This window comes from Flavobacterium anhuiense (genome assembly GCF_001705175.1).
Taxonomy (GTDB): domain Bacteria; phylum Bacteroidota; class Bacteroidia; order Flavobacteriales; family Flavobacteriaceae; genus Flavobacterium; species Flavobacterium anhuiense.
In genome coordinates, this window is sequence record NZ_CP016907.1 from 2,428,051 (window position 1) to 2,451,633 (window position 23,583).

35 protein-coding genes are annotated in these 23,583 nt (G+C 33.8%); 34 read left to right on the plus strand and 1 reads right to left on the minus strand.

The genetic code is table 11. The features are described 5' to 3' along the window. Window positions 1–3 precede the first annotated feature (3 nt). The 30 genes from rplB (at window position 4) to ctlX (ending at window position 18,264) form a co-directional block, all read left to right on the plus strand. A complete protein-coding gene (gene rplB, locus BB050_RS10460) occupies window positions 4–828 on the plus strand; it encodes a 50S ribosomal protein L2 (RefSeq protein ID WP_008464287.1) in 825 nt (274 codons plus the stop codon). Window positions 829–834: 6 nt separating this feature from the next. After that, window positions 835–1,113, plus strand: a complete 279-nt coding sequence (gene rpsS, locus BB050_RS10465) for a 30S ribosomal protein S19 (protein WP_008464288.1) — start codon at window positions 835–837, stop codon at window positions 1,111–1,113. 8 nt (window positions 1,114–1,121) lie between these two features. Continuing rightward, window positions 1,122–1,535 carry a 50S ribosomal protein L22 gene (rplV, locus tag BB050_RS10470; RefSeq protein WP_007803631.1) on the plus strand — a complete coding sequence of 138 codons (414 nt, stop codon included), beginning with the start codon at window positions 1,122–1,124 and terminating at the stop codon, window positions 1,533–1,535. 5 nt (window positions 1,536–1,540) lie between these two features. Next, window positions 1,541–2,299: a 30S ribosomal protein S3 gene (rpsC, locus tag BB050_RS10475; RefSeq protein ID WP_008464292.1), complete on the plus strand. Its 759-nt coding sequence runs from the start codon at window positions 1,541–1,543 to the stop codon at window positions 2,297–2,299. A gap of 19 nt (window positions 2,300–2,318) precedes the next feature. Further along, entirely contained in the window at window positions 2,319–2,744 is a 426-nt protein-coding gene (rplP, locus tag BB050_RS10480; RefSeq protein ID WP_008464295.1) for a 50S ribosomal protein L16, read from the plus strand. A 12-nt stretch (window positions 2,745–2,756) separates the two neighbouring features. Further along, a complete protein-coding gene (gene rpmC, locus BB050_RS10485) occupies window positions 2,757–2,948 on the plus strand; it encodes a 50S ribosomal protein L29 (RefSeq protein ID WP_008464297.1) in 192 nt (63 codons plus the stop codon). 17 nt (window positions 2,949–2,965) lie between these two features. Beyond that, window positions 2,966–3,226, plus strand: a complete 261-nt coding sequence (gene rpsQ, locus BB050_RS10490; RefSeq protein ID WP_008464298.1) for a 30S ribosomal protein S17 — start codon at window positions 2,966–2,968, stop codon at window positions 3,224–3,226. 2 nt (window positions 3,227–3,228) lie between these two features. Next, window positions 3,229–3,597 carry a 50S ribosomal protein L14 gene (gene rplN / locus BB050_RS10495; RefSeq protein ID WP_007803649.1) on the plus strand — a complete coding sequence of 123 codons (369 nt, stop codon included), beginning with the start codon at window positions 3,229–3,231 and terminating at the stop codon, window positions 3,595–3,597. A gap of 11 nt (window positions 3,598–3,608) precedes the next feature. Continuing rightward, the gene (rplX, locus tag BB050_RS10500) at window positions 3,609–3,923 is read left to right on the plus strand and encodes a 50S ribosomal protein L24 (RefSeq protein ID WP_008464300.1); all 315 of its coding nucleotides are present in this window, start codon (window positions 3,609–3,611) and stop codon (window positions 3,921–3,923) included. Between the two features lie 2 nt (window positions 3,924–3,925). Next, window positions 3,926–4,477: a 50S ribosomal protein L5 gene (rplE, locus tag BB050_RS10505; protein WP_008464302.1), complete on the plus strand. Its 552-nt coding sequence runs from the start codon at window positions 3,926–3,928 to the stop codon at window positions 4,475–4,477. 3 nt (window positions 4,478–4,480) lie between these two features. After that, complete coding sequence (gene rpsN, locus BB050_RS10510) at window positions 4,481–4,750, plus strand: 30S ribosomal protein S14 (RefSeq protein ID WP_008464305.1); 270 nt, start codon at window positions 4,481–4,483, stop codon at window positions 4,748–4,750. Window positions 4,751–4,828: 78 nt separating this feature from the next. Further along, window positions 4,829–5,227 (plus strand): 30S ribosomal protein S8, encoded by a 399-nt coding sequence (gene rpsH, locus BB050_RS10515; RefSeq protein WP_008464306.1) that lies wholly within the window; start codon window positions 4,829–4,831, stop codon window positions 5,225–5,227. A 19-nt stretch (window positions 5,228–5,246) separates the two neighbouring features. Then, window positions 5,247–5,789 (plus strand): 50S ribosomal protein L6, encoded by a 543-nt coding sequence (rplF, locus tag BB050_RS10520; protein ID WP_008464308.1) that lies wholly within the window; start codon window positions 5,247–5,249, stop codon window positions 5,787–5,789. A gap of 11 nt (window positions 5,790–5,800) precedes the next feature. Beyond that, the gene (rplR, locus tag BB050_RS10525; RefSeq protein ID WP_008464310.1) at window positions 5,801–6,151 is read left to right on the plus strand and encodes a 50S ribosomal protein L18; all 351 of its coding nucleotides are present in this window, start codon (window positions 5,801–5,803) and stop codon (window positions 6,149–6,151) included. A gap of 3 nt (window positions 6,152–6,154) precedes the next feature. Continuing rightward, window positions 6,155–6,679, plus strand: coding sequence for a 30S ribosomal protein S5 (rpsE, locus tag BB050_RS10530; protein WP_085949269.1), 525 nt, complete (start codon window positions 6,155–6,157; stop codon window positions 6,677–6,679). Window positions 6,680–6,691: 12 nt separating this feature from the next. Then, entirely contained in the window at window positions 6,692–6,874 is a 183-nt protein-coding gene (rpmD, locus tag BB050_RS10535) for a 50S ribosomal protein L30 (RefSeq protein ID WP_008464315.1), read from the plus strand. A gap of 11 nt (window positions 6,875–6,885) precedes the next feature. Beyond that, window positions 6,886–7,338: a 50S ribosomal protein L15 gene (gene rplO, locus BB050_RS10540; protein WP_008464317.1), complete on the plus strand. Its 453-nt coding sequence runs from the start codon at window positions 6,886–6,888 to the stop codon at window positions 7,336–7,338. A gap of 13 nt (window positions 7,339–7,351) precedes the next feature. After that, on the plus strand, window positions 7,352–8,698 hold the full coding sequence (secY, locus tag BB050_RS10545; RefSeq protein ID WP_008464318.1) for a preprotein translocase subunit SecY: 1,347 nt from the start codon (window positions 7,352–7,354) through the stop codon (window positions 8,696–8,698). Between the two features lie 7 nt (window positions 8,699–8,705). Then, window positions 8,706–8,921 carry a translation initiation factor IF-1 gene (gene infA, locus BB050_RS10550; protein ID WP_007136545.1) on the plus strand — a complete coding sequence of 72 codons (216 nt, stop codon included), beginning with the start codon at window positions 8,706–8,708 and terminating at the stop codon, window positions 8,919–8,921. A 12-nt stretch (window positions 8,922–8,933) separates the two neighbouring features. Further along, on the plus strand, window positions 8,934–9,050 hold the full coding sequence (gene ykgO / locus BB050_RS21575) for a type B 50S ribosomal protein L36 (RefSeq protein WP_002987490.1): 117 nt from the start codon (window positions 8,934–8,936) through the stop codon (window positions 9,048–9,050). 2 nt (window positions 9,051–9,052) lie between these two features. Next, entirely contained in the window at window positions 9,053–9,427 is a 375-nt protein-coding gene (gene rpsM / locus BB050_RS10555; RefSeq protein WP_008464322.1) for a 30S ribosomal protein S13, read from the plus strand. 8 nt (window positions 9,428–9,435) lie between these two features. Continuing rightward, a complete protein-coding gene (rpsK, locus tag BB050_RS10560; protein ID WP_008464324.1) occupies window positions 9,436–9,819 on the plus strand; it encodes a 30S ribosomal protein S11 in 384 nt (127 codons plus the stop codon). A 92-nt stretch (window positions 9,820–9,911) separates the two neighbouring features. Next, window positions 9,912–10,517, plus strand: coding sequence for a 30S ribosomal protein S4 (gene rpsD / locus BB050_RS10565; RefSeq protein ID WP_008464326.1), 606 nt, complete (start codon window positions 9,912–9,914; stop codon window positions 10,515–10,517). Between the two features lie 21 nt (window positions 10,518–10,538). Continuing rightward, window positions 10,539–11,531 (plus strand): DNA-directed RNA polymerase subunit alpha, encoded by a 993-nt coding sequence (locus tag BB050_RS10570; protein ID WP_008464329.1) that lies wholly within the window; start codon window positions 10,539–10,541, stop codon window positions 11,529–11,531. A 62-nt stretch (window positions 11,532–11,593) separates the two neighbouring features. Continuing rightward, complete coding sequence (gene rplQ, locus BB050_RS10575; RefSeq protein ID WP_008464331.1) at window positions 11,594–12,085, plus strand: 50S ribosomal protein L17; 492 nt, start codon at window positions 11,594–11,596, stop codon at window positions 12,083–12,085. A gap of 246 nt (window positions 12,086–12,331) precedes the next feature. Continuing rightward, window positions 12,332–13,441: a glutamine-hydrolyzing carbamoyl-phosphate synthase small subunit gene (carA, locus tag BB050_RS10580; RefSeq protein WP_066033531.1), complete on the plus strand. Its 1,110-nt coding sequence runs from the start codon at window positions 12,332–12,334 to the stop codon at window positions 13,439–13,441. A 111-nt stretch (window positions 13,442–13,552) separates the two neighbouring features. Then, window positions 13,553–14,845: a phosphopyruvate hydratase gene (gene eno, locus BB050_RS10585; protein ID WP_008464336.1), complete on the plus strand. Its 1,293-nt coding sequence runs from the start codon at window positions 13,553–13,555 to the stop codon at window positions 14,843–14,845. A 153-nt stretch (window positions 14,846–14,998) separates the two neighbouring features. Beyond that, window positions 14,999–16,276, plus strand: coding sequence for a citrate synthase (locus tag BB050_RS10590; RefSeq protein ID WP_066033532.1), 1,278 nt, complete (start codon window positions 14,999–15,001; stop codon window positions 16,274–16,276). 62 nt (window positions 16,277–16,338) lie between these two features. Further along, on the plus strand, window positions 16,339–17,253 hold the full coding sequence (locus BB050_RS10595) for a dimethylarginine dimethylaminohydrolase family protein (protein WP_008464340.1): 915 nt from the start codon (window positions 16,339–16,341) through the stop codon (window positions 17,251–17,253). A gap of 75 nt (window positions 17,254–17,328) precedes the next feature. Further along, complete coding sequence (gene ctlX / locus BB050_RS10600) at window positions 17,329–18,264, plus strand: citrulline utilization hydrolase CtlX (protein ID WP_066033533.1); 936 nt, start codon at window positions 17,329–17,331, stop codon at window positions 18,262–18,264. Window positions 18,265–18,342: 78 nt separating this feature from the next. Here the strand turns inward: ctlX and BB050_RS10605 are convergent, their stop codons facing one another. Continuing rightward, a complete protein-coding gene (locus tag BB050_RS10605) occupies window positions 18,343–18,969 on the minus strand; it encodes a MarC family NAAT transporter (RefSeq protein ID WP_008464345.1) in 627 nt (208 codons plus the stop codon). A gap of 153 nt (window positions 18,970–19,122) precedes the next feature. On the opposite strand from BB050_RS10605, the gene BB050_RS10610 reads away from it, so the two are divergent. The 4 genes from BB050_RS10610 (at window position 19,123) to BB050_RS10625 (ending at window position 23,581) form a co-directional block, all read left to right on the plus strand. Further along, a complete protein-coding gene (locus BB050_RS10610; RefSeq protein WP_008464347.1) occupies window positions 19,123–19,488 on the plus strand; it encodes a CoA-binding protein in 366 nt (121 codons plus the stop codon). Window positions 19,489–19,641: 153 nt separating this feature from the next. Continuing rightward, the gene (recR, locus tag BB050_RS10615; RefSeq protein WP_066033534.1) at window positions 19,642–20,262 is read left to right on the plus strand and encodes a recombination mediator RecR; all 621 of its coding nucleotides are present in this window, start codon (window positions 19,642–19,644) and stop codon (window positions 20,260–20,262) included. Window positions 20,263–20,330: 68 nt separating this feature from the next. Continuing rightward, window positions 20,331–21,119: a polysaccharide biosynthesis/export family protein gene (locus BB050_RS10620; RefSeq protein WP_066033535.1), complete on the plus strand. Its 789-nt coding sequence runs from the start codon at window positions 20,331–20,333 to the stop codon at window positions 21,117–21,119. Between the two features lie 14 nt (window positions 21,120–21,133). Then, window positions 21,134–23,581 carry a polysaccharide biosynthesis tyrosine autokinase gene (locus tag BB050_RS10625; protein WP_066033536.1) on the plus strand — a complete coding sequence of 816 codons (2,448 nt, stop codon included), beginning with the start codon at window positions 21,134–21,136 and terminating at the stop codon, window positions 23,579–23,581. Window positions 23,582–23,583 lie beyond the last annotated feature (2 nt).

The following is a 23,583-nucleotide window of genomic DNA, read 5'->3' on the forward strand; positions in this document are numbered from 1 at the left end:
AAAATGTCAGTAAGAAAATTAAAACCTATTACCCCGGGTCAGCGATTTAGAGTTGTGAATGGTTATGACGCTATTACAACTGATAAGCCGGAACGCTCTTTGATAGCGCCGATAAAAAACTCAGGAGGTAGAAATAGTCAAGGAAAGATGACCATGCGTTATACGGGTGGTGGTCACAAGCAGAGATATCGTATCATCGATTTCAAAAGAACTAAAGATGGAATTCCAGCTACAGTGAAATCAATCGAATACGATCCAAATCGTACTGCATTTATTGCTTTATTAGCTTATGCTGATGGAGAGAAAACTTATATTATCGCTCAAAATGGATTGAAAGTTGGTCAGAAATTAGTTTCTGGACCAGAATCTCAACCAGAGATTGGTAATACTTTACCTTTAAGCAGAATTCCTCTTGGAACTGTTATATCTTGTATTGAGTTACGTCCAGGACAAGGAGCCGTTATCGCTCGTTCAGCTGGAACTTTTGCTCAGTTAATGGCAAGAGACGGGAAATATGCAACAATTAAAATGCCATCAGGTGAGACAAGATTAATCTTGTTAACTTGTTCAGCTACAATTGGAGCTGTTTCTAACTCTGACCACCAATTAGTTGTATCTGGTAAAGCAGGTAGAACAAGATGGTTAGGAAGAAGACCTAGAACTAGACCAGTAGCGATGAACCCTGTTGATCACCCTATGGGAGGTGGTGAAGGACGTTCTTCTGGAGGGCACCCACGTTCAAGAAACGGATTGCCAGCTAAAGGTTACAGAACTCGTTCTAAGAAAAACCCGAGTAACAAGTATATCGTAGAACGTAGAAAGAAATAATAAGATATGGCACGTTCATTAAAAAAAGGACCTTTCGTTCATTATAAATTAGACAAGAAAGTTCAAGAAAACGTAGAAAGTGGTAAAAATGCAGTTGTTAAGACTTGGTCTAGAGCTTCAATGATTACACCAGATTTCGTTGGACAAACTATCGCAGTTCATAACGGTCGTCAATTTGTACCAGTTTACGTAACAGAAAACATGGTAGGTCACAAATTAGGAGAGTTTTCACCAACTAGATCTTTTAGAGGTCATGCTGGAGCAAAAAATAAAGGTAAAAAATAAAAGAAGCAATGGGAGTTCGTAAAAGAGAAACAGCAGATGCGAGAAAAGAGGCTAATAAGTCTATCGCTTTCGCAAAATTGAATAACTGCCCTACTTCACCTAGAAAAATGCGCTTAGTAGCGGACTTGGTAAGAGGTCAGAAGGTAGAAAGAGCACTTAACATTTTAAGATTCAGTTCTAAAGAAGCTTCAAGAAAATTAGAAAAACTATTATTATCTGCAATCAATAACTGGGAGCAAAAAAATAGTGAAGGTAACTTAGAAGAGGCTGGATTATTTGTTAAAGAGATCAGAGTAGATGGTGGAATGATGTTAAAAAGACTTCGTCCAGCTCCACAAGGTCGTGCACACAGAATAAGAAAACGTTCTAATCACGTAACAATCGTGCTTGGAGCTATCAATAACACACAAAGCAATTCTTAAGCAGCATGGGACAAAAGACAAATCCAATTGGAAATAGACTTGGTATCATCAGAGGATGGGACTCAAACTGGTATGGTGGAAATGATTACGGCGATAAATTAGCTGAAGATCACAAAATCAGAAAGTATATCCATGCTCGTTTATCAAAAGCTAGTGTATCAAAAGTAATCATCGAGAGAACTTTGAAACTTGTAACCGTTACTATCACTACTGCTAGACCTGGTATTATTATCGGAAAAGGCGGACAAGAGGTAGACAAGTTAAAAGAAGAACTTAAGAAAGTTACTGACAAAGAGGTTCAAATTAACATCTTTGAAATTAAAAGACCTGAGCTAGATGCTTATCTTGTGGCTACAAGCATCGCTCGTCAAATCGAAAGCCGTATTTCTTACAGACGTGCAATCAAAATGGCTATTGCTGCTTCTATGCGTATGAACGCTGAAGGTATCAAAGTTTTGATTTCTGGTCGTTTAAATGGTGCTGAAATGGCGCGTTCAGAAGGTTTCAAAGAAGGTAGAATTCCTCTATCAACTTTCAGAGCTGACATTGATTATGCTTTGGCTGAAGCTCACACTACTTATGGTAGAATGGGTATCAAAGTATGGATCATGAAAGGTGAAGTTTACGGTAAGAGAGAACTTTCTCCACTTGCTGGAATGGACAAAAAACAATCTGGTACAGGTGGTGGAAAAGGTGGAGATGCTCCTAGAGGCAAATCTAACTTTAACAAAGGTGGAAAACCAGACGCTCGTAAAAGAAAGTAAATTTTTAAACTAAAGAAAAATGTTACAGCCTAAAAGAACAAAATACCGTAAGGTACAAAAAGGTAGAATGAAGGGTAACTCTCAAAGAGGGCATGAACTTTCAAATGGAATGTTTGGTATTAAATCTGTACATGAAGATGGAATGTTCTTAACATCTCGTCAAATCGAAGCTGCACGTATCGCTGCAACTCGTTACATGAAGAGAGAAGGACAATTATGGATTAAAATTTTCCCAGACAAACCTATCACTAAGAAACCTCTTGAAGTACGTATGGGTAAAGGTAAAGGAGCAGTTGAGTATTGGGCTGCTGTTGTTAAACCAGGAAGAATTATGTTTGAAGTTGGAGGGGTTCCATTGTCAGTTGCAAAAGAGGCTTTACGTCTTGCAGCTCAAAAACTTCCAGTAAAAACTAAGTTCGTCGTTGCTAGAGATTTCGAAGCATAATTTATATTTATTATGAAACAATCAGAAATAAAAGATCTTTCTGCAGCGGAGTTGCAAGAAAAGCTTAGTCAAACTAAGAAAGTATATGCTGACCTAAAAATGGCTCACGCTATTTCTCCAATTGCTAACCCACTTCAAATCAGAAGCGTTAGAAGAACAGTTGCAAGACTAGCTACAGAGTTAACTAAAAGAGAGTTACAATAATTGTATTCTGCTGAAAGATGGAAGAAAAAAGAAATTTAAGAAAAGAAAGAATAGGTGTTGTTACTTCAAATAAGATGGATAAATCTATCGTTATTTCTGAAGTAAGAAAAGTAAAACACCCATTATACGGTAAGTTCGTGTTGAAAACAAAAAAATATGTTGCACACGACGAAAAAAACGACTGTAACATTGGTGATACTGTAAGAATTAGCGAAACGCGTCCTTTAAGTAAAACAAAATGTTGGAGATTAGTTGAAATCTTAGAAAGAGCTAAATAATTATGGTACAACAAGAATCAAGACTAAAAGTAGCAGATAACACGGGAGCTAAAGAAGTTTTAACTATTCGTGTTTTAGGAGGTACTAAAAGAAGATATGCCTCTGTTGGTGACAAAATTGTAGTTTCTATCAAAGATGCAACTCCAAACGGAAACGTGAAAAAAGGAGCTGTTTCAACTGCAGTTGTTGTGCGTACTAAAAAAGAAGTGAGAAGAGCTGATGGTTCTTATATCCGTTTCGATGACAATGCATGTGTTCTTTTGAATGCTGCAGGGGAAATGAGAGGAACTCGTGTTTTTGGTCCGGTAGCAAGAGAACTTCGTGAAAAACAATTCATGAAAATTGTATCATTAGCACCAGAAGTGCTTTAATTCGTTTTAAGATGATAAAGCTAAAAATAAAATCAGGAGATATCGTAAGAGTTATTGCTGGAGACCATAAAGGTGCTGAAGGTAAAGTTTTACGTGTTTACCGTGAAAAAAACAAAGCGATAGTTGAAGGTGTTAACTTGGTTTCAAAACACACTAAACCAAGTGCTAAAAACCCTCAAGGTGGTATCGTTAAGAAAGAGGCTTCTATTCAAATTTCTAACATTGCTTTAATTGATCCTAAAACTAAGGAAACAACTAGAGTAGGTATTAGAGTAGAAGGAGATAAGAAAGTAAGATTTTCAAAAAAATCTAATCAAGTACTATAGTAATGGCATATACACCTAGACTAAAAGAAGAATATAAGAGTAGAGTAATCTCTGCTCTTAAAGAAGAGTTCGGATATACAAACGTAATGCAAGTTCCTAAACTTGAAAAAATCGTTTTGAGCCGTGGAGTTGGTGCAGCTGTATCTGATAAAAAACTTATTGACTATGCAGTTGATGAGTTAACAAAGATCACTGGACAAAAAGCAGTATCTACAATTTCTAAGAAAGACGTTGCGTCTTTCAAATTAAGAAAAGGGATGCCTATTGGAGCAAAAGTAACTTTACGTGGAGAAAGAATGTATGAGTTTTTAGATAGACTTATTACTTCTGCTTTACCACGTGTAAGAGATTTCAACGGTATTAAAGCTACTGGTTTTGACGGAAGAGGTAACTACAATCTTGGAGTTTTAGAGCAAATCATTTTCCCAGAAATTGATATTGACAAAGTAAACAAAATTTCAGGAATGGATATTACATTTGTTACTACTGCAAAAACTGACAAGGAAGCGAAGTCATTATTGGCTGAATTAGGATTACCTTTTAAAAAGAATTAAGACATGGCTAAAGAATCAATGAAAGCCCGCGAGGTGAAAAGAGAGAAAACGGTAGCTAAGTATGCTGAAAAGAGAAAAGCTTTATTAGAAGCTGGAGACTATGAAGGTTTACAAAGATTACCAAAAAACGCTTCACCTGTTCGTTTGCATAACCGTTGTAAATTGACTGGAAGACCAAGAGGTTATATCCGTCAATTCGGTATTTCACGTGTAACTTTCCGTGAAATGGCTAACAATGGATTAATTCCAGGTGTGAAAAAAGCAAGCTGGTAATTTAAAAAAGTTTATAAATTGATTAAAGGTTCAGGAAGCGGGGTGCTTCCTGAAAACCATAATCGCAATCAAATACATATGTATACAGATCCTATTGCAGATTATTTGACTAGAGTTCGTAACGCTGTGGCTGCAAACCACAAAGTTGTTGAAATTCCAGCTTCTAATCTTAAAAAAGAGATAACTAAGATCTTATTTGATCAAGGTTACATCTTAAGTTACAAATTTGAGCAGAACACAGTTCAAGGTTCTATCAAAATTGCTTTAAAGTATGATAAAGATACTAAAGAGCCTGTAATTAAAGATATCCAAAGAATTAGTAAACCTGGTTTACGTAAATATGCAGGTGCTGCCAAATTACCAAGAATCCTTAATGGATTAGGAATTGCTATCGTTTCTACATCAAAAGGTTTGATGACTGGAAAACAAGCGAAGCAATTAAATGTAGGTGGTGAAGTAATTTGTTACGTATACTAATTTTTAAAGACTAAATAAGATGTCAAGAATAGGTAAAAGTCCAATTGTAATCCCTGCTGGTGTAACTGTTGAAGTTAACGAAGGTGTTGTTACAGTAAAAGGAAAGAAAGGTCAACTAACTCAGGAGTTCTCGGACGTAACTGTAAAAGTTGAAGGCGATCAGATTTCAGTTGAAAGATCGTCTGATTATAAAGACCAAAGAGCAAAACACGGATTATACAGAGCTTTAATCAATAACATGATTGTAGGTGTATCTGAAGGTTTTACAAAAGAACTTGAATTAGTTGGGGTTGGTTATAGAGCTTCAAACCAAGGTCAAAAATTAGATTTAGCTCTTGGATATTCTCACAATATTGTTTTAGAAATTGCTCCAGAAGTATCTTTAGAAACAATATCTGAAAAAGGTAAGAACCCTATCGTAAAATTAACATCATTTGATAAACAACTTTTAGGTCAAGTTGCTGCGAAAATCAGAAGTTTCCGTAAGCCTGAGCCATACAAAGGAAAAGGTGTTAAATTTGTGGGTGAAGTATTAAGAAGAAAAGCAGGTAAATCAGCTTAAAATATAAGATTATGTCATTAACAAAATCTGAAAGAAGACAGAGAATTAAATTCAGAATTAGAAAATCGGTTAGTGGTACTGCTGCAAGACCTAGACTTTCTGTTTTTAGAAGTAATAAAGAAATTTACGCTCAAATTATTGATGATGTAAATGGAGTTACTATCTTAGCTGCATCTTCTAGAGAAAAAGAAATAGGAAAAGGTACTAACGTTGAAGTAGCTGCTGCTGTTGGAAAACTAGTTGCAGAGAAAGCGTTAAAAGCTGGGATTGATACCATCACTTTTGATAGAGGTGGATATTTATATCACGGTCGTATTAAATCATTAGCAGAAGGCGCAAGAGCCGCTGGACTTAAATTCTAATATATTATGTCTAAATACAAAAATGTAGAATTGGTAAAACCTAGTGGTCTTGAGTTAAAAGATCGTCTAGTTAGTGTTAATCGTGTTACTAAAGTTACAAAAGGAGGTAGAGCTTTTGGTTTTTCTGCTATTGTAGTTGTAGGTGATGAAAATGGAGTAGTTGGTCACGGATTAGGAAAATCTAAAGACGTTTCTGAAGCAATTGCGAAAGCAGTAGAAGATGCTAAGAAAAACTTAGTTAGAATTCCTTTAAATGGACAATCTGTTCCTCACGAACAAAAAGGTAAATTTGGTGGTGCACGTGTATTCTTAATTCCAGCATCTCATGGTACTGGAGTTATTGCTGGTGGAGCTGTTCGTTCAGTTCTTGAGTCAGTAGGTATTCACGATGTATTGTCTAAATCTCAAGGATCATCAAATCCACATAACGTAGTAAAAGCAACTTTTGATGCTTTATTGCAAATGAGAAGCGCTCACACTGTTGCAAAACAAAGAGGGGTTTCTTTAGAGAAAGTTTTTAAAGGTTAATTCAAGGAAATTATGGCTAAATTATTAGTAAAACAAGTAAGAAGCAAAATCAACTGTCCTCTTTCTCAAAAGAGAGGGTTGGAGGCTTTAGGTCTACGCAAAATTGGACAAGTTGTGGAGCATGAGTCAAATCCTGCTATCCTTGGGATGATAAACAAAGTTAAACACTTAGTTTCTGTTGAAGAAGCTAAATAACAAATACTGTTATGAATTTAAGTAACTTACAACCTGCTGAAGGATCTACACACAATCAAAATAAAAGATTAGGTAGAGGAGAAGGTTCTGGAAAAGGTGGTACTGCTGCACGTGGACACAAAGGAGCAAAATCTCGTTCTGGTTATTCTAAAAAGATTGGTTTTGAAGGAGGACAAATGCCACTTCAAAGACGTGTACCTAAGTTTGGTTTCAAAAACATCAATCGTAAAGAATACGAAGGTGTTAATTTAGATACTCTTCAATTATTAGTTGATAACGGTGTAATTACTGATTCTGTTTCAATGGCAGATTTCGTAGCAAATCGTCTAGCTTCTAAAAATGAAATCGTTAAGATTTTAGGTAGAGGAGAATTGAAAGCAAAATTAAAAGTAACTGCCCACAAATTTACTGCTACTGCAAAAGCTGCTATTGAAGCTGCTGGTGGAGAAGCTGTAACTATATAACTTATCTATTAAGATGAAGAAATTTATTGAATCAATAAGTAATGTTTGGAAAATCGAAGAACTAAAGAATAGAATCTTAATTACTTTAGGATTACTTTTAGTATATCGTTTTGGAGCACACGTTACGCTTCCTGGAATTGACGCAACGCAATTGACTGGTTTAGCGGGACAAACTAAAAATGGTCTAGGATCTATTCTAGACATGTTCACCGGGGGTGCTTTCTCTAAAGCTTCAGTTTTTGCTTTAGGTATCATGCCTTATATTTCTGCGTCTATTGTTGTTCAGTTGATGGGAATTGCGATTCCATATTTACAAAAACTTCAAAATGATGGGGAAAGTGGTAGAAAAAAGATTAATCAAATCACTCGTTGGTTGACAATCGCTATCACATTGGTTCAAGGTCCAACTTATATCTATAATTTATACAGAACATTGCCTAGTAATGCATTTTTGCTAGGCTTTAATTCACCTGAATTTTTGTTCTCGTCTGTTATTATCTTAGTTACTGGTACAATTTTTGCTATGTGGCTTGGGGAAAAAATTACAGATAAAGGTATTGGAAATGGTATTTCATTGTTAATTATGGTTGGTATTTTAGCTCGTTTACCACAAGCTTTTATCCAAGAGTTTACAACTCGTGTTACCAATAACAATGGAGGTCCAATGTTATTAGTTATTGAAATTATTGTGTGGCTGTTAGTTATCATTTCTTGTGTATTGCTTACAATGGCGGTACGTAAAATCCCAGTACAGTATGCTCGTCGTACTACAACTGGAGATTACGAACAAGATTTGGCAGGAGGTAATAGACAATGGATTCCTCTAAAGCTTAATGCTTCTGGAGTTATGCCAATCATCTTTGCTCAGGCAATTATGTTTATCCCTGCAGCTGTGGCTGGATTGTCTAAATCAGATACATCACAATCTATTGTTGGTGCATTTAGTAATATGTTTGGTTTCTGGTATAATTTTGTTTTTGCAACTTTAATTATTGTATTTACATTCTTTTATACTGCAATCACCGTTCCTACTAACAAAATGGCTGATGATTTAAAAAGAAGCGGTGGTTTTATCCCAGGCGTACGTCCAGGAGCAGAAACTTCTGATTTCCTTGATAAAGTGATGTCTTTAATAACTTTCCCAGGATCTTTATTCCTTGCTTTGATTGCTGTGTTCCCAGCTATTGTTGTAAGTATTATGGATGTACAACAATCTTGGGCAATGTTTTTTGGAGGTACCTCATTAATAATTATGGTTGGTGTTGCAATAGATACTATTCAACAGATCAATTCATACTTGTTAAACAAACATTATGATGGTTTAATGAAGACTGGTAAAAATAGAAAAGCGGTAGCTTAATATATTTATGGCAAAACAATCAGCAATAGAACAAGACGGATCAATTATAGAAGCATTGTCAAATGCTATGTTCCGTGTAGAGTTAGAAAATGGACATATTGTAATTGCTCATATTTCTGGTAAAATGCGAATGCATTACATCAAATTATTACCTGGTGATAAAGTGAAACTAGAAATGAGTCCTTACGATTTGTCAAAAGCAAGAATTACTTATCGATATTAAAGGATATTCACTATGAAAGTTAGAGCATCAGTAAAAAAGAGAAGTGCCGAGTGCATTATCGTGCGTAGAAAAGGGAGACTGTACGTAATAAACAAAAAGAATCCTAGATTTAAACAAAGACAAGGATAATTATGGCAAGAATAGCAGGGGTAGATATCCCAAAAAACAAAAGAGGTGTTATTGCACTTACCTATATCTTCGGATTAGGAAAAAGTAGAGCTATTGAGATTTTAGAAAAAGCTCAAGTTAGCCAAGATAAAAAAGTTCAAGATTGGAATGATGATGAAATCGGAGCAATTCGTGAAGCTGTTTCATTTTACAAAATTGAAGGAGAATTACGTTCTGAAATTTCTTTAAACATTAAACGTTTAATGGATATTGGATGTTACAGAGGAATTCGTCACAGATCTGGTCTTCCATTAAGAGGACAAAGAACTAAAAACAACTCAAGAACAAGAAAAGGTAAAAGAAAAACTGTTGCTAACAAGAAAAAAGCAACTAAATAATAAGTAATATGGCTAAAGCAACTGCAAAAAAACGTAAAGTTATCGTTGAATCAACGGGTGAGGCTCATATTTCTGCCACTTTTAATAACATTATTATTTCTTTGACTAATAAGAAAGGTGAAGTTATCTCTTGGTCTTCAGCTGGTAAAATGGGTTTCAGAGGTTCTAAAAAGAACACTCCTTATGCAGCTCAAATGGCAGCAGAAGATTGCACTAAAGTAGCACTTGAGGCAGGACTTAAAAAAGTGAAGGTTTATGTAAAAGGACCAGGTAACGGACGTGAGTCTGCTATCCGTTCTATTCATAACGGTGGAATCGAAGTTACTGAAATTATTGATGTTACTCCAATGCCACACAACGGATGTCGTCCTCCAAAAAGACGTAGAGTTTAATTTTTTATTTTTATAGTATAATCAAGGTAGAACATAAATTATCGAAGGATTAGACCTGAATTCATAATTTCTACCTTAAAATTTTTTTTAAAATGGCAAGATATACTGGTCCTAAAACCAAAATCGCTCGTAAATTTGGCGAAGCAATCTTCGGAGATGATAAATCTTTCGAAAAAAGAAATTACCCACCTGGACAACACGGGATGGCTAAAAAAAGAGGAAAAAAATCTGAGTACGCTGTTCAGTTAATGGAAAAGCAAAAAGCTAAATATTCTTATGGAATTTTAGAAAAACAATTCAGAAATTTATTCGAAAAAGCATCAGCGACTAAAGGAGTAACTGGTGAAGTTCTATTACAATTATGCGAAGCAAGATTAGATAATGTTGTTTTTAGAATGGGAATTGCTCCATCTAGAAGAGGTGCGCGTCAAATCGTTTCTCACAGACACATTACTGTAAATGGAGAGGTAGTTAATATTCCTTCTTACCACCTTAAGCCTGGTGATAAAGTTGCAGTTCGTGAAAAATCTAAATCTTTAGAAGCTATCGAACGTTCTTTATCAAATTCAAGTCATGTTTATGAATGGATTACTTGGAACAATGATCTTAAAGAAGGAACTTTCGTTTCTGTACCTGCAAGACTTCAAATTCCAGAAAACATTAAAGAACAATTAATCGTAGAGTTGTACAACAAATAATAATTGACTTAGTCGAAATTTATGGCAATATTTAATTTTCAAAAGCCCGATAAAGTTATCATGATCGATTCAACCGATTTTGAAGGTAAATTTGAATTTAGACCTTTGGAACCTGGTTACGGATTGACAGTTGGTAATGCACTTAGAAGAGTTTTGCTTTCAGCATTAGAAGGTTATGCAATTACATCTGTTCGTATCGAAGGTGTAGATCATGAGTTTTCTACTATTTCAGGTGTTGTTGAAGATGTTACCGAAATTATCCTTAATCTAAAACAAGTACGTTTCAAACGTCAGATCGAAGATATCGATAATGAATCAGTTACTATTTCTGTTTCTGGTAAAGATCAATTAACAGCAGGTGATTTTCAGAAATTTATTTCAGGTTTCCAAGTTCTAAATCCAGACCTTGTTATCTGTAACTTAGATTCTAAAATCAAATTGAATTTCGATTTAACTATCGAAAAAGGTAGAGGATACGTGCCTGCTGAAGAGAACAAAAAACAGAATGCTGCAATTGGAACGATTTTTACAGATTCTATTTTTACTCCGGTAAAAAATGTAAAATATGCAATCGAAAATTTCCGTGTAGAGCAAAAAACAGATTACGAAAAATTAGTTTTTGAAATCAAAACTGATGGATCTATCAATCCTAAAGATGCTCTTACTGAAGCTGCTAAAGTTTTAATTCACCATTTCATGTTATTCTCTGACGAAAGAATTACACTTGAGGCTGACGAAATTGCACAAACAGAATCGTATGATGAAGAGTCATTGCATATGAGACAATTGCTTAAAACTAAGCTTGTTGATATGGATTTATCTGTGAGAGCATTAAATTGCTTGAAAGCGGCTGAAGTTGATACACTTGGTGATTTAGTATCGTTCAATAAAAATGACCTAATGAAATTCCGTAATTTTGGTAAAAAATCTTTAACTGAACTTGATGAACTTGTTGCAGTGAAGAATTTAACTTTCGGAATGGATTTAGCGAAATACAAATTAGATAAAGAATAATTTACTTCATATTTTGCTCTCCATGGTGGATTGTAGCAAGATGAAGATAAAAAAAACACGTCATGAGACACGGAAAAAAATTCAACCACTTAAGCAGACAGACTGGACATAGAAAAGCTATGTTAGCTAATATGGCTTGTTCTCTTATTGAGCACAAACGTATTAACACTACTGTTGCTAAAGCTAAAGCGCTTAAACAATTTGTTGAGCCTTTAATCACAAAATCAAAAGAGGATACGACTCACAATCGTCGTATTGTTTTTGCTTACTTACGTAACAAATACGCTGTAACTGATTTGTTCAGAGATGTTGCTGCTAAAGTAGGTGACCGTCCAGGTGGATACACACGTATCATTAAAGTTGGAAATCGTTTGGGAGATAACGCTGATATGGCGATGATCGAACTTGTTGACTTCAATGAACTTTACAACGGAGGTAAAAAAGAAGTTAAAAAAGCGAAAAGCCGTCGTGGTGGTAAAGCTAAAAAAGCTGAAACTGCTGCTCCTGAAGCCCCTGCTGCTGAATCAGAAACGACTACTGAAGCTTCTGAATAATTATGAAAGTAATCATTCTATAAAGATAAAGGATAAACTAATTTTTAGTTTATCCTTTTTTTTTGATTTTTTTTGAAACTGCAAAAATGTAACTTATTTAAAATGATAGGTTTTATTTTTACGAGTGAAAGTTTTAAAAAATCTTGGAAGGGCTATTTTAAAGAAGTAAATTTGCAAAATTCTAATTACACTTAAAACCTTGATTAGGTTTTATAACTTGATTAAAAAAACAATACAAATTAAATAATGAAATACACAACACGACAAAGCGCCATTTTATTACTAAGTGATGGAACAATTTTTCACGGAAAGTCTATCGGTATTAGCGGTAAAACTTTTGGTGAAGTTTGTTTTAATACTGGAATGACAGGATATCAAGAGATTTTTACAGATCCTTCGTATTTTGGTCAAATTATGGTTACTACTAATCCGCATATCGGGAATTACGGTATAAATGATTTAGAAGTTGAATCAGACAGCGTGAAAATTGCTGGTTTAGTTTGTAAAAACTTTAGTTTTAATTATTCTAGGGAAGGTGCTTCAGGAAGTCTGGAGGATTATTTTACAAAACAAAATCTTATTTGTATTTCTGATGTTGATACTCGCGCTCTTGTAAGTTACATTCGCGATAATGGTGCAATGAATGCTGTTATTTGTACAGATGGAACTTCAATTGAAGATCTTAAAAAAGAATTAGCAGATGTTCCAAATATGGAAGGTCTTGAGCTGGCATCAAAAGTGTCTACGAAAGAACCTTATTTTGTTGGAGATGAAAATGCTACATATAAAATCTCAGCGCTTGATTTGGGGATTAAAAAGAATATTCTAAGAAACTTTGCAAAGAGAGATTGTTATATTAAGGTTTTTCCTTATGACACAACTTATGAAGAATTAAGCGCATTTAATCCAGATGGTTATTTCTTGTCGAATGGACCTGGTGACCCAGATCCGTTACATGGAGTAATAGATGTTGCTAAAAAAATCATTGCAGATGATAAGCCTTTGTTTGGAATTTGTTTAGGACATCAGATTATTGCCTTAGCAAATGGGGTTCAGACTTACAAAATGTTTGGTGGACACCGAGGTATTAATCATCCTGTAAAAAATCTTCTTACTGGTAAAGGAGAGATTACTTCTCAAAATCATGGATTTGCTGTAAAAAGAGAAGCTTTAGAAGGTCATCCAGAATTAGAGCTTACACATATACACCTAAATGATGATACTGTTGCTGGAATGAGAATGAAAAATAAGAATTGTTTTTCAGTCCAATATCACCCAGAAGCTAGTCCAGGACCACATGATTCTTCTTATTTATTTGATCAATTTGTGGAGAATATTAAAACTAGCAAAGTCTAAAACGATGTAGTTAATAAATAAACGGGTTTAATGAGTAAAGCTCGTTTATAGTATTAAATATTTTTATAATTTCGAAAAAAAAATATAATTTATTAATAAAAAACAAAAATAATGAGTATTATAATTAAAGTTCACGCAAGACAAATTCTTGATTCTAGAGGTAATCCTACTATTGAAGTTGATGTAGTAACTGAAAATGGAGTTTTAGGTAGAGCTGCTGTTCCATCTGGAGCATCAACTGGAGAGCACGAAGCTGTTGAATTACGTGATGGAGGTAAAGCTTATCTGGGTAAAGGTGTTTTGAATGCAGTGAATAATGTAAATACTATTATTGCTGAAGAATTAGTTGGAACTTCTGTTTTCGAACAAAACACAATTGACCAATTAATGATTGATTTAGATGGTACTCCAAACAAATCTAAATTAGGTGCAAACGCTATTTTAGGTGTTTCTTTAGCTGCTGCAAAAGCTGCTGCTAACGAGCTTGGATTGCCGTTATACAGATACGTAGGTGGTGTTTCTGCTAATACATTACCAGTTCCAATGATGAACATCATCAACGGAGGTTCTCACTCTGATGCGCCGATCGCATTCCAAGAGTTTATGATTTTCCCAGTAAAAGCAACTTCTTTTACACATGCTATGCAAATGGGAACTGAAATTTTCCACAACTTGAAAAAAGTACTACACGACAGAGGTTTAAGTACTGCAGTAGGTGACGAAGGAGGTTTTGCTCCAAATTTGGCTGGAGGAACTGAAGACGCTTTAGATACTATTAAACTTGCAGTTGAAAAAGCAGGATATTCTTTCGGTGACGAAATTATGATTGCTCTTGATTGTGCTGCTTCTGAGTTTTATGTAAATGGTAAATACGATTACACTAAATTTGAAGGTGAAACTGGAAAAATCAGAACTTCTGCTGAACAAGCTGAATACTTAGCTGAACTTGCGGCTAAATATCCAATTATCTCTATCGAAGACGGTATGTACGAAGATGACTGGGATGGATGGAAAGCTTTAACTGAAAAGATTGGAGATAAAGTACAGTTAGTAGGTGATGATTTATTCGTTACTAATGTTGCTCGTTTATCAACTGGTATTGAAAAAGGAATTGCAAACTCAATTTTAGTAAAAGTAAACCAAATTGGTACTTTAACTGAAACAATTGCTGCTGTAAACATGGCGAAAAACGCTGGATATACATCTGTAATGTCTCACCGTTCTGGAGAAACTGAAGATAATACAATTGCAGACTTAGCGGTAGCTTTAAACTGTGGTCAAATTAAAACAGGTTCTGCTTCTCGTTCAGATCGTATGGCTAAATACAACCAATTATTGAGAATTGAAGAAGAACTAGGAAGTACAGCTTATTTCCCTGGTTTAAATGCTTTTAAAATCAAATAATTCTGCAAATTATATATTGGAAAAAACCATCCGCCGCGGCGGATGGTTTTTTTTTGGACTTTTAACAAATTCATAGCAGTATTCTTTTTTTAATTAGTCTTAAATTCATTAGATTTGATAAATTATTATTTAAAGAATTATTTCCAGTATATTATGTCAAAAATAGCTACATTAGAAATAGATGGTAAAAAGGTTGAGCTTCCAGTAATCACAGGGAGTGAAAACGAATCAGCTATCGATATTAACAAATTACGTGATTTAACAGGTTATATTACACTAGATCCAGGTTATAAGAATTCAGGATCTTGTACAAGTGAAATCACTTTCCTAGATGGAGAAGAAGGAATTTTACGTTACAGAGGATATTCTATCGAAGATCTTGCTGAAAAGGCAAGCTTCCTAGAAGTTTCATATCTTTTGATTTTTGGTGAATTACCTACTGCTGCACAATTAGAAGATTTTGAAAATGGTATTAAAAAACATTCTTTGGTAAACGAAGAAATGAAAAATATTATTGACGGCTTCCCTAAAACAGCTCATCCAATGGGAGTGTTATCTGCTTTAACAAGCGCTTTAACAGCTTTTAATCCTAAAGCGGTTAACGTTGATAACGAAAAAGAAATGTACGAAGCTATTTGTAAAACAATGGCAAAATTTTTAGTGATCGCCACATGGACTTATAGAAAATCTATGGGTTATCCTTTAAATTACTATGATAACACAAAAGGATATGTAGAAAGCTTCATGCAATTAATGTTTAAATTGCCTACAGGACCTTACACTGCAAATCCAGTAATCGTAAATGCTTTAGATAAGTTATTTATTCTACATGCTGATCACGAACAAAACTGTTCTACTTCTACAGTTAGAATGGTAGGTTCTTCTCATGCTGGTTTATTTGCTTCAGTTTCTGCAGGGGTTTCTGCTTTATGGGGGCCACTTCACGGTGGAGCAAACCAAGCTGTGCTTGAAATGTTAGAAGAAATAAACAAAGATGGTGGAGATACAGATAAGTTTTTAGCGAAAGCGAAAGATAAAAATGATCCTTTCCGTTTAATGGGATTCGGACATAGAGTTTACAAAAACTTTGATCCAAGAGCTAAAATCATCAAAAAAGCAGCGACAGAAGTATTAGAAACTTTAGGTGTTGAAGATCCGATTTTAGATATTGCTAGAAAATTAGAAAAAGCGGCTCTTGAAGATGAATACTTCAAGTCAAGAAACTTATATCCAAACGTTGACTTCTATTCTGGAATTATCTACAGAGCTTTAGGAATTCCAACAGATATGTTTACTGTTATGTTTGCAATTGGAAGACTACCAGGCTGGATTGCGCAATGGAAAGAAATGCGTGAAAATAAAGAGCCAATCGGAAGACCAAGACAAATTTATACAGGGCATCCTTTAAGAGAATTTAAGTCTAATAAATAAAAAACGAAAGCTTCACTTTACTGTGAAGCTTTTTTTATATTTGCTCAAAATATAATAAAGTTATGTTGCAATTAAATGTAAAGAACGAAACGTCTCGGCTTCGTGCTGTAGTTCTGGGTTCTGCTGTTCATAATGGTCCAACTCCAACTATAGAAGAGGCTTATGACCCTAAATCATTGGAACATATTAAGGCAGGAACTTATCCTGTAGAAAAAGATATGGTTGCTGAAATGGAGGCTTTTAATGCTGTTTTTCAGAAATATGATGTAACTGTTTATCGTCCAGAAATGATTGAAAATTACAATCAAATTTTTGCTCGTGATATTGGATTTGTAATTGACGATGTTTTTGTAAAATCTAATATTCTGCCAGATAGAGAACGCGAATTGGATGCTATTCAATATGTAATTGATCAGATTGATCCGTTAAAAGTAGTTCGTCCTCCAGAAGAAGTTCATATAGAAGGTGGAGATGTTATGCTTTGGAATGATCATATTTTTATAGGAACTTATAAGGGAAGCGATTATAAAGATTACATTACCGCAAGAACCAATATGCATGGTGTAAATTATATTAAATCTCTGTTCCCTAATAAGATTGTAAAGGAATTTGATTTAGTAAAATCAAAATTAGAAGCAAGAGATAATGCATTGCATTTAGACTGCTGTTTTCAGCCAGTAGGAAAAGATAAAGGGATAATCTATAAAAGAGGTTTTAGAGAAGAAGCAGATTATCTTTATCTAGTGAAGCTTTTCGGAAAAGAAAATCTATTTCATATTGAGAGAAACGAAATGTATAATATGTTCTCAAACGTATTTTCGATCGATGAAAATATAGTGGTTTCGGAGAAGAATTTTACGAGATTGAACAACTGGCTTCGTGAAAATGGCTTTACTGTTGAAGAAATTCCGTATGCCGAAATTTCAAAACAAGAAGGTCTGTTGAGATGTTCAACTTTGCCATTAATTAGGGATTAAATAATTGTTTCAAGTTTCAGGTTTCAAGTTTTTCCAGAATTTGACATTGAAATTTAAAACAAAAAAATATAAAAAATGAAACAAACTACTAATGCTATCGTGATGATTCGCCCAGTTGCGTTCAGAATGAATGAACAGACGGCAGTGAATAATTATTACCAGAAAGTATTGAATGGACTTTTGCCAGATACTGTTAATGCTAAAGCGCAGCAGGAATTTGATGCTTTTGTAGAAAAGCTAAGAGCGGTTGGTGTTGATGTAACTGTTATTGATGACAATTTAGAGACTGATACTCCAGATAGTGTTTTTCCAAACAATTGGGTTTCATTTCATGAAAATGGAGATGTAGCTCTTTATCCAATGTTTGCTGAAAATCGTCGTCAAGAACGTCGAGAAGATATTTTAGATACTTTGGAAGAAAAAGGATTTGAAATTTCTAATATCATGGATTATACTTCTGCAGAAGAAGATGGTATTTTCTTAGAAGGGACTGGAAGCTTGTTATTGGATCGTTCAAACGGAAAAGCGTATTGCGCATTATCTCCAAGAGCCGATGAAGAATTGTTTATAGAATTCTGTGAAGATTTTGACTATGCTCCTGTAATTTTTGAAGCTTTTCAAACTGTTGATGGTGAGCGTAAACTGATTTATCACACTAACGTGATGATGTGTTTGGGCGAAACTTTTGCAGTTATTTGCGCAGATTCTATTGATGATAAAAAAGAACGCAAAATGGTTTTGGATAATCTAAAAGAAGATAAGAAAGAGATTATTTTAATTACAGAAGATCAGGTAAATAATTTTGCTGGAAATATGCTTGAAGTTCGTGGGAAAGATGATAAGAGATATATTGTAATGAGTGCTTCTGCACATCAAAGCTTGACTCTAAAACAAATTGCCCAATTAGAAAATCATGCAGAAATTTTAAGTTCAAGTTTAGATACAATCGAAGCTTGTGGAGGAGGAAGCGCCAGATGTATGATGGCAGAAGTTTTCTTGCCAAGAAGTTAAAAGAAAATATTTAGTAAAAAAGAAAGGGATAAAAGTCATTAAGATTTTATCCCTTTCTTTTTTAGAATATGATTTGAGCTAGAAATTTCCTTTAATAATATTAACGATGGCACTTACAATGTATTGAATGCCGATAGAAATAACTATAAAACCAACAATTCTTGAAATAGCAACAATTCCTGATGCTCCTAAAATTCTAGCTAAATAATGTGCACTTTTTAAAATAGCAAAAATAGCTACAGCAATAGCAAAAATGGCTAATGACGAAATTATGATTTCGTTTATTTGATGATGTTCCTGATAAAAAGCGATTAAAAGAGACATTGATCCAGGGCCTGCAAGCATTGGTATTGCTAATGGTGTAAGTGCAATATCATTTCTGTGTTGTGCCTCATTTTCAATTTTTTTGTTGATCCCTCGTTTTTTATTGAATTTACCAGAGAGTAAAGAAAATCCAGAGTTAACAATTACAATTCCGCCAGCTATTCTTAGGGCGTCTATACTAATGCCGAAAAAAGTTAGAACATATTGGCCAATAAAATAAGAAACCAATAATATAATAAAAACATTAATAGCAGTCCAAAGAGAAATTCTAGATCTTTCTTTTTGAGAATCATGTTGTGTTAATCCGACGAAAATGGGTACTGTTCCTATTGGATTTAATACCGAAAACAATGCGGCAAATAGATAAATGAATAATTCCATATGATATTGGTTAGTGGAGTAAATGTAGTTATTTTTTGATGCTTTTGCATGAAAATATGTTATGATTATGTTTTTATTGGTTATCGATTCTGAATCAAAGATGTAGGACTTAATCATTCTTTTTTGATTACTTTTGCAGTCTAAATAAAAACTATGAAAAGTAAAAAAACATTAGTTATAGGAGCATCTACAAATCCAGAACGTTACTCTTTTAGAGCTGTTAATATGTTGGTTGGTAAAGGGCATTCAGTATTAGCAATTGGACAAAAAGCAGGAGAGGTTGCAGGAGTGAAAATTCAGACTAAGGCAATGCCAGTTAAAAATATCGATACCATTACTTTGTATCTAAATCCTGTTCGTCAAAGAGATTATTATAATTATATTATAGAATCGCATCCTAAACGTGTAATTTTTAATCCAGGAACAGAAAACCCAGAATTCTATCAATTGTTAGAGTCTAATAGTATTGATGTAGAAGTTGCTTGCACCTTAGTTTTGTTAGCTACAAATCAATATTAAACTTTTTAAATATCTTAGAAATAGGTTTTTGAAAAATGCATTTATTTTGGATAGAAAAGAAAGGGGTTTCGTAATAATTTTTAAATATCGTTAAGGCTTGAATTTAATGGCTGTAGTGTAGGCTAAACCATTAAAAGTATTACATTTGTCGTCATGGAATTTTCATCAAAATTAATTGAAAAAGCAGTAAACGAAATGTCGCAATTGCCAGGTATTGGTAAACGTACAGCACTTCGATTGGTTCTTCATTTGTTAAAACAACCAAAGGAACAAACGGCCTTTTTATCGCAAGCATTATTAAATATGCGAGAGGATATTAAATTTTGTGAAAGCTGCCATAATATTTCTGATACTAAAATTTGTGAAATTTGCGCTAATCCAATTAGAAATCACCAGACAATATGTATTGTCGAAGATATTAGAGATGTGATGGCAATAGAAAATACTGGACAGTTTAAAGGAATATATCATGTCCTTGGCGGAAAAATTTCTCCAATTGAAGGAGTTGGCCCCAATCAGTTGAATATTTCTAGTTTGGTGACAAAAGTAAAATCTGGAAATGTAGCGGAGATTATTTTTGCATTAAGCTCAACTATGGAAGGAGATACAACCAATTTTTACATCTATAAGCAAATTGCAGATTCTGATATTATAATTTCAACAATCGCGAGAGGAATATCGGTTGGAGACGAATTAGAATATGCAGACGAAATTACATTAGGAAGAAGTATTTTACATCGCGTACCTTTTGAAAAAACATTTAAAAACAATTAACTAAACCCCAAATAGCAAGTAGTTTTCTTGATAGTAACGGAAAAAATATTTGCGATAAAATTGAACGAATGACAAAAAAAAGTTTTTTTCTATTCTTATTAATCTCAACATTATTTACCTCATGTATTCCGATTAAAGATTTGGTTTATCTTCAGGATAAAAATGATTCTGTAGAACAGACAGCAATTGCTGCAGTCGAATCAAAACCATATAGATTACAAGTCAATGATGTTTTAAGTATTAATATAAAAGCAATTGATTCTAAGCTAGTTTCTATTTTTAATACTACAGAAAATCAATCTAGTCAAACTAAGTCTGAAGCAGGGTTATACTTTGACGGTTTTACAGTTGATGACCATGGAAATATTAGAATGCCAATTCTCGGAGAAGTAAATGTGATTGGTTATACTCTTGAAGAAGTTCGCGTAAAAATTGAAAAGAAATTACTAGAAGAATATTTTAAAAGTGAGGCTAATATTTTTGTCACTGTTAAATTGGCAGGTTTTAGATATACCATTAACGGAGAAGTTGGAAATACAGGAACAAAAACATTGTTTAAAGAGAATGTAACTATTTTGGAGGCTGTTGCAAATGCAGGTGATATTACTACTGTGGGCAATAGAAAAGAAGTAACAGTAATTCGTCAGACTCCAACAGGTGTGCAAATGCATAATATTGACCTTACTGATGTGAATGTAATGAAATCACCTTATTATTATTTACAGCCGAATGATTATATTTATGTAAAACCATTGAGACAAAAAACTTGGGGAACCGGTCAAACAGGAATACAATCTATTGGAACAATCATTACATTGTTATCTTTAGCTACAACAGTTTACCTAATTATAAAATAAAATAGATTTTTAAAATGTTAGACATTAAAGATTTTGCCATTTTTGAAAATCATTCTCATTTTGATTTTAAAGGATTTCTGTTGAAAATTGCTAGCTACTGGAAATGGTTTCTGGCAAGTTTGATTATTGCATTCACGATTGCTTATCAGGTAAATATTCGTAAAGAAAAAATTTACGGAATGCAGACCATGATTTCTATTAAAGAAGAAAGCAATCCCTTTTTTACTTCAAATACCAGTTTAGTTTTTAATTGGGGAGGAATCTCTGATCAAGTAAATGGAATTTCTACAATTCTTCAGTCAAGATCCCATAATGAATTGGTTGTAGATAAGCTTCAGTTTTATATTGACTATTTAGAGCAAGGAAAATACAATTTAATAGACTCTTACGGTGCTGTTCCATTTTATATCGATATTGATAAGACAAAAGGGCAGATTGTAAATTCATTAATTAATATAAAGTTTTTAAATGAAAACGAATATCAAATTCAGATTCCATTTGAAAGCAACTCCGTTTCATTGATTACATATAGCAATAATTCTTATAGCAATACTTCTGTACAGCCTGTAACCTTCATAAAAAAATACAAAGTTGGGGAAACCGTAAATCTCCCGTTTTTGAATTGGAAGCTACAAATCAATGATAATCCAGGTTTTTACAAGGGTAAAGAATATTTTGTCAGATTTAATGATTTTGACGGGACGGTATCTCGATATAAAGGGATAAATGTAGACTCTGGTAAAAGCGGTGGGTCACTGTTGACTTTGTCAATGCAGGGAACAAATAAAACCAGAATGGTGGATTATTTGAATTCTACTGTAAAAATGCTTATCAAAATTCAGCTCGATGGCAAAAATCAATTTGCCACAAATACTATTAGGTTTATTGATAGTACTCTTGTGGCAATGGAATCTCAGCTTAAGCAGACTGGTAACGAACTAAAATCTTTTCAAAAGGATAAAAATATTTATGAAATAGAAGACGGCGGTTCCAGAGTTTCAGATAAAATAATGGATTTTGATGTTCAAAAGGATCAGTTAACGAGAAAAATAGCTTATTACAATTCGTTAAAAACATATTTAAACGGCAGTGTCGATTATTCGAGATTGCCTGCTCCTTCTGTTGCGGGAATTGAAGATCCAAATATAATAGCGAATGTTTCTAAACTTATTGCACTTTCTACTCAAAGATCAGAAATGGCTTATGCTGTAAAAAGTGAAAAAATATTTAAAGATTTTGATAATCAAATGGCGGCAGTAAAAAATGTTCTCCAAGAGAATATTGTTACGGCAAAAGCTTCTTTGTTATATGACTTATCTTTGATAAACGCAAAAATTGGTCAAGCTGAAAGTACAGTAAAAAGACTTCCGGCTGAACAGCAAGAGTTATTGAAAATCAAAAGGAAATATGATTTAAATGATAACATCTATACAGAATTTCTTCAAAAAAGAAATGAAGCAGAAATTGTCAGAGCGTCTAACTTGTCAGACATTCATTTTATTGATCCAGCAAAAGATATTGGAGGAGGTTTGATAGGTCCTAAGACTTCTGTAAATTATGTAATGGCTTTATTTTTAGGAATTTTAATTCCTTTACTGTTTGTCCTGGTGATTTTTTTCATTAATAATTCAATTCAGAATACTGAGGATATTAGCAAATTGACTCAAATTCCGTTGCTTGGTGTAATTGGGGTTAATAAGGATTCTGGAAGTTTAGCAGTTTTTGACAAACCAAAATCAGCACTTTCAGAAGCTTTTAGGGGCATTCGTTCTTCTCTTCAGTTCTTGTATAAAAAGCAGCAAGTCAACGGATCAAAAACATTAATGATTACTTCTTCAATTAGTGGTGAAGGAAAGACATTTTGTTCTATAAATATTGCTACAGTTTTTGCTTTAAGCGAAAAGAAAACAGTAATTGTTGGTCTAGACTTACGGAAGCCTAGATTAGCAGATGAATTTCAAATAAAATCACCTTTGGGTGTTGTCAATTATTTAATAAAACAAAATAGTTTAGAAGAAATTACTAATTCCACACAAGTGCCGAATTTGGATGTAATTCTTTCTGGACCAATTCCGCCAAATCCTTCAGAATTAATTTTAAGTGATGGAATGAAGGAATTGATTGATGAATTAAAATTGAAATATGATTATATAGTTTTAGATACTCCTCCTGTTGGTTTAGTGGCAGATTCACTAGAGTTAGTTCAATTTGCAGATGTGACATTGTATATCGTAAGGCAAAATTATACTAAGAAAGATATGATAACGTTGTTGAATACTAGACTGAAACGAGGCGAGTTAAGCAATGTGAGTATTGTATTGAATGGTTATGAAAATAAAGCTAAATATGGTACTGGTTACGGTTATGGTTACGGCTATGGAGCTTATTCGAATGGTTACCACGAAGAAGAAGTCAAAGTTGGATTTTGGAAAACATTCATGAATCGAATTAGAAAAAGCTAAAA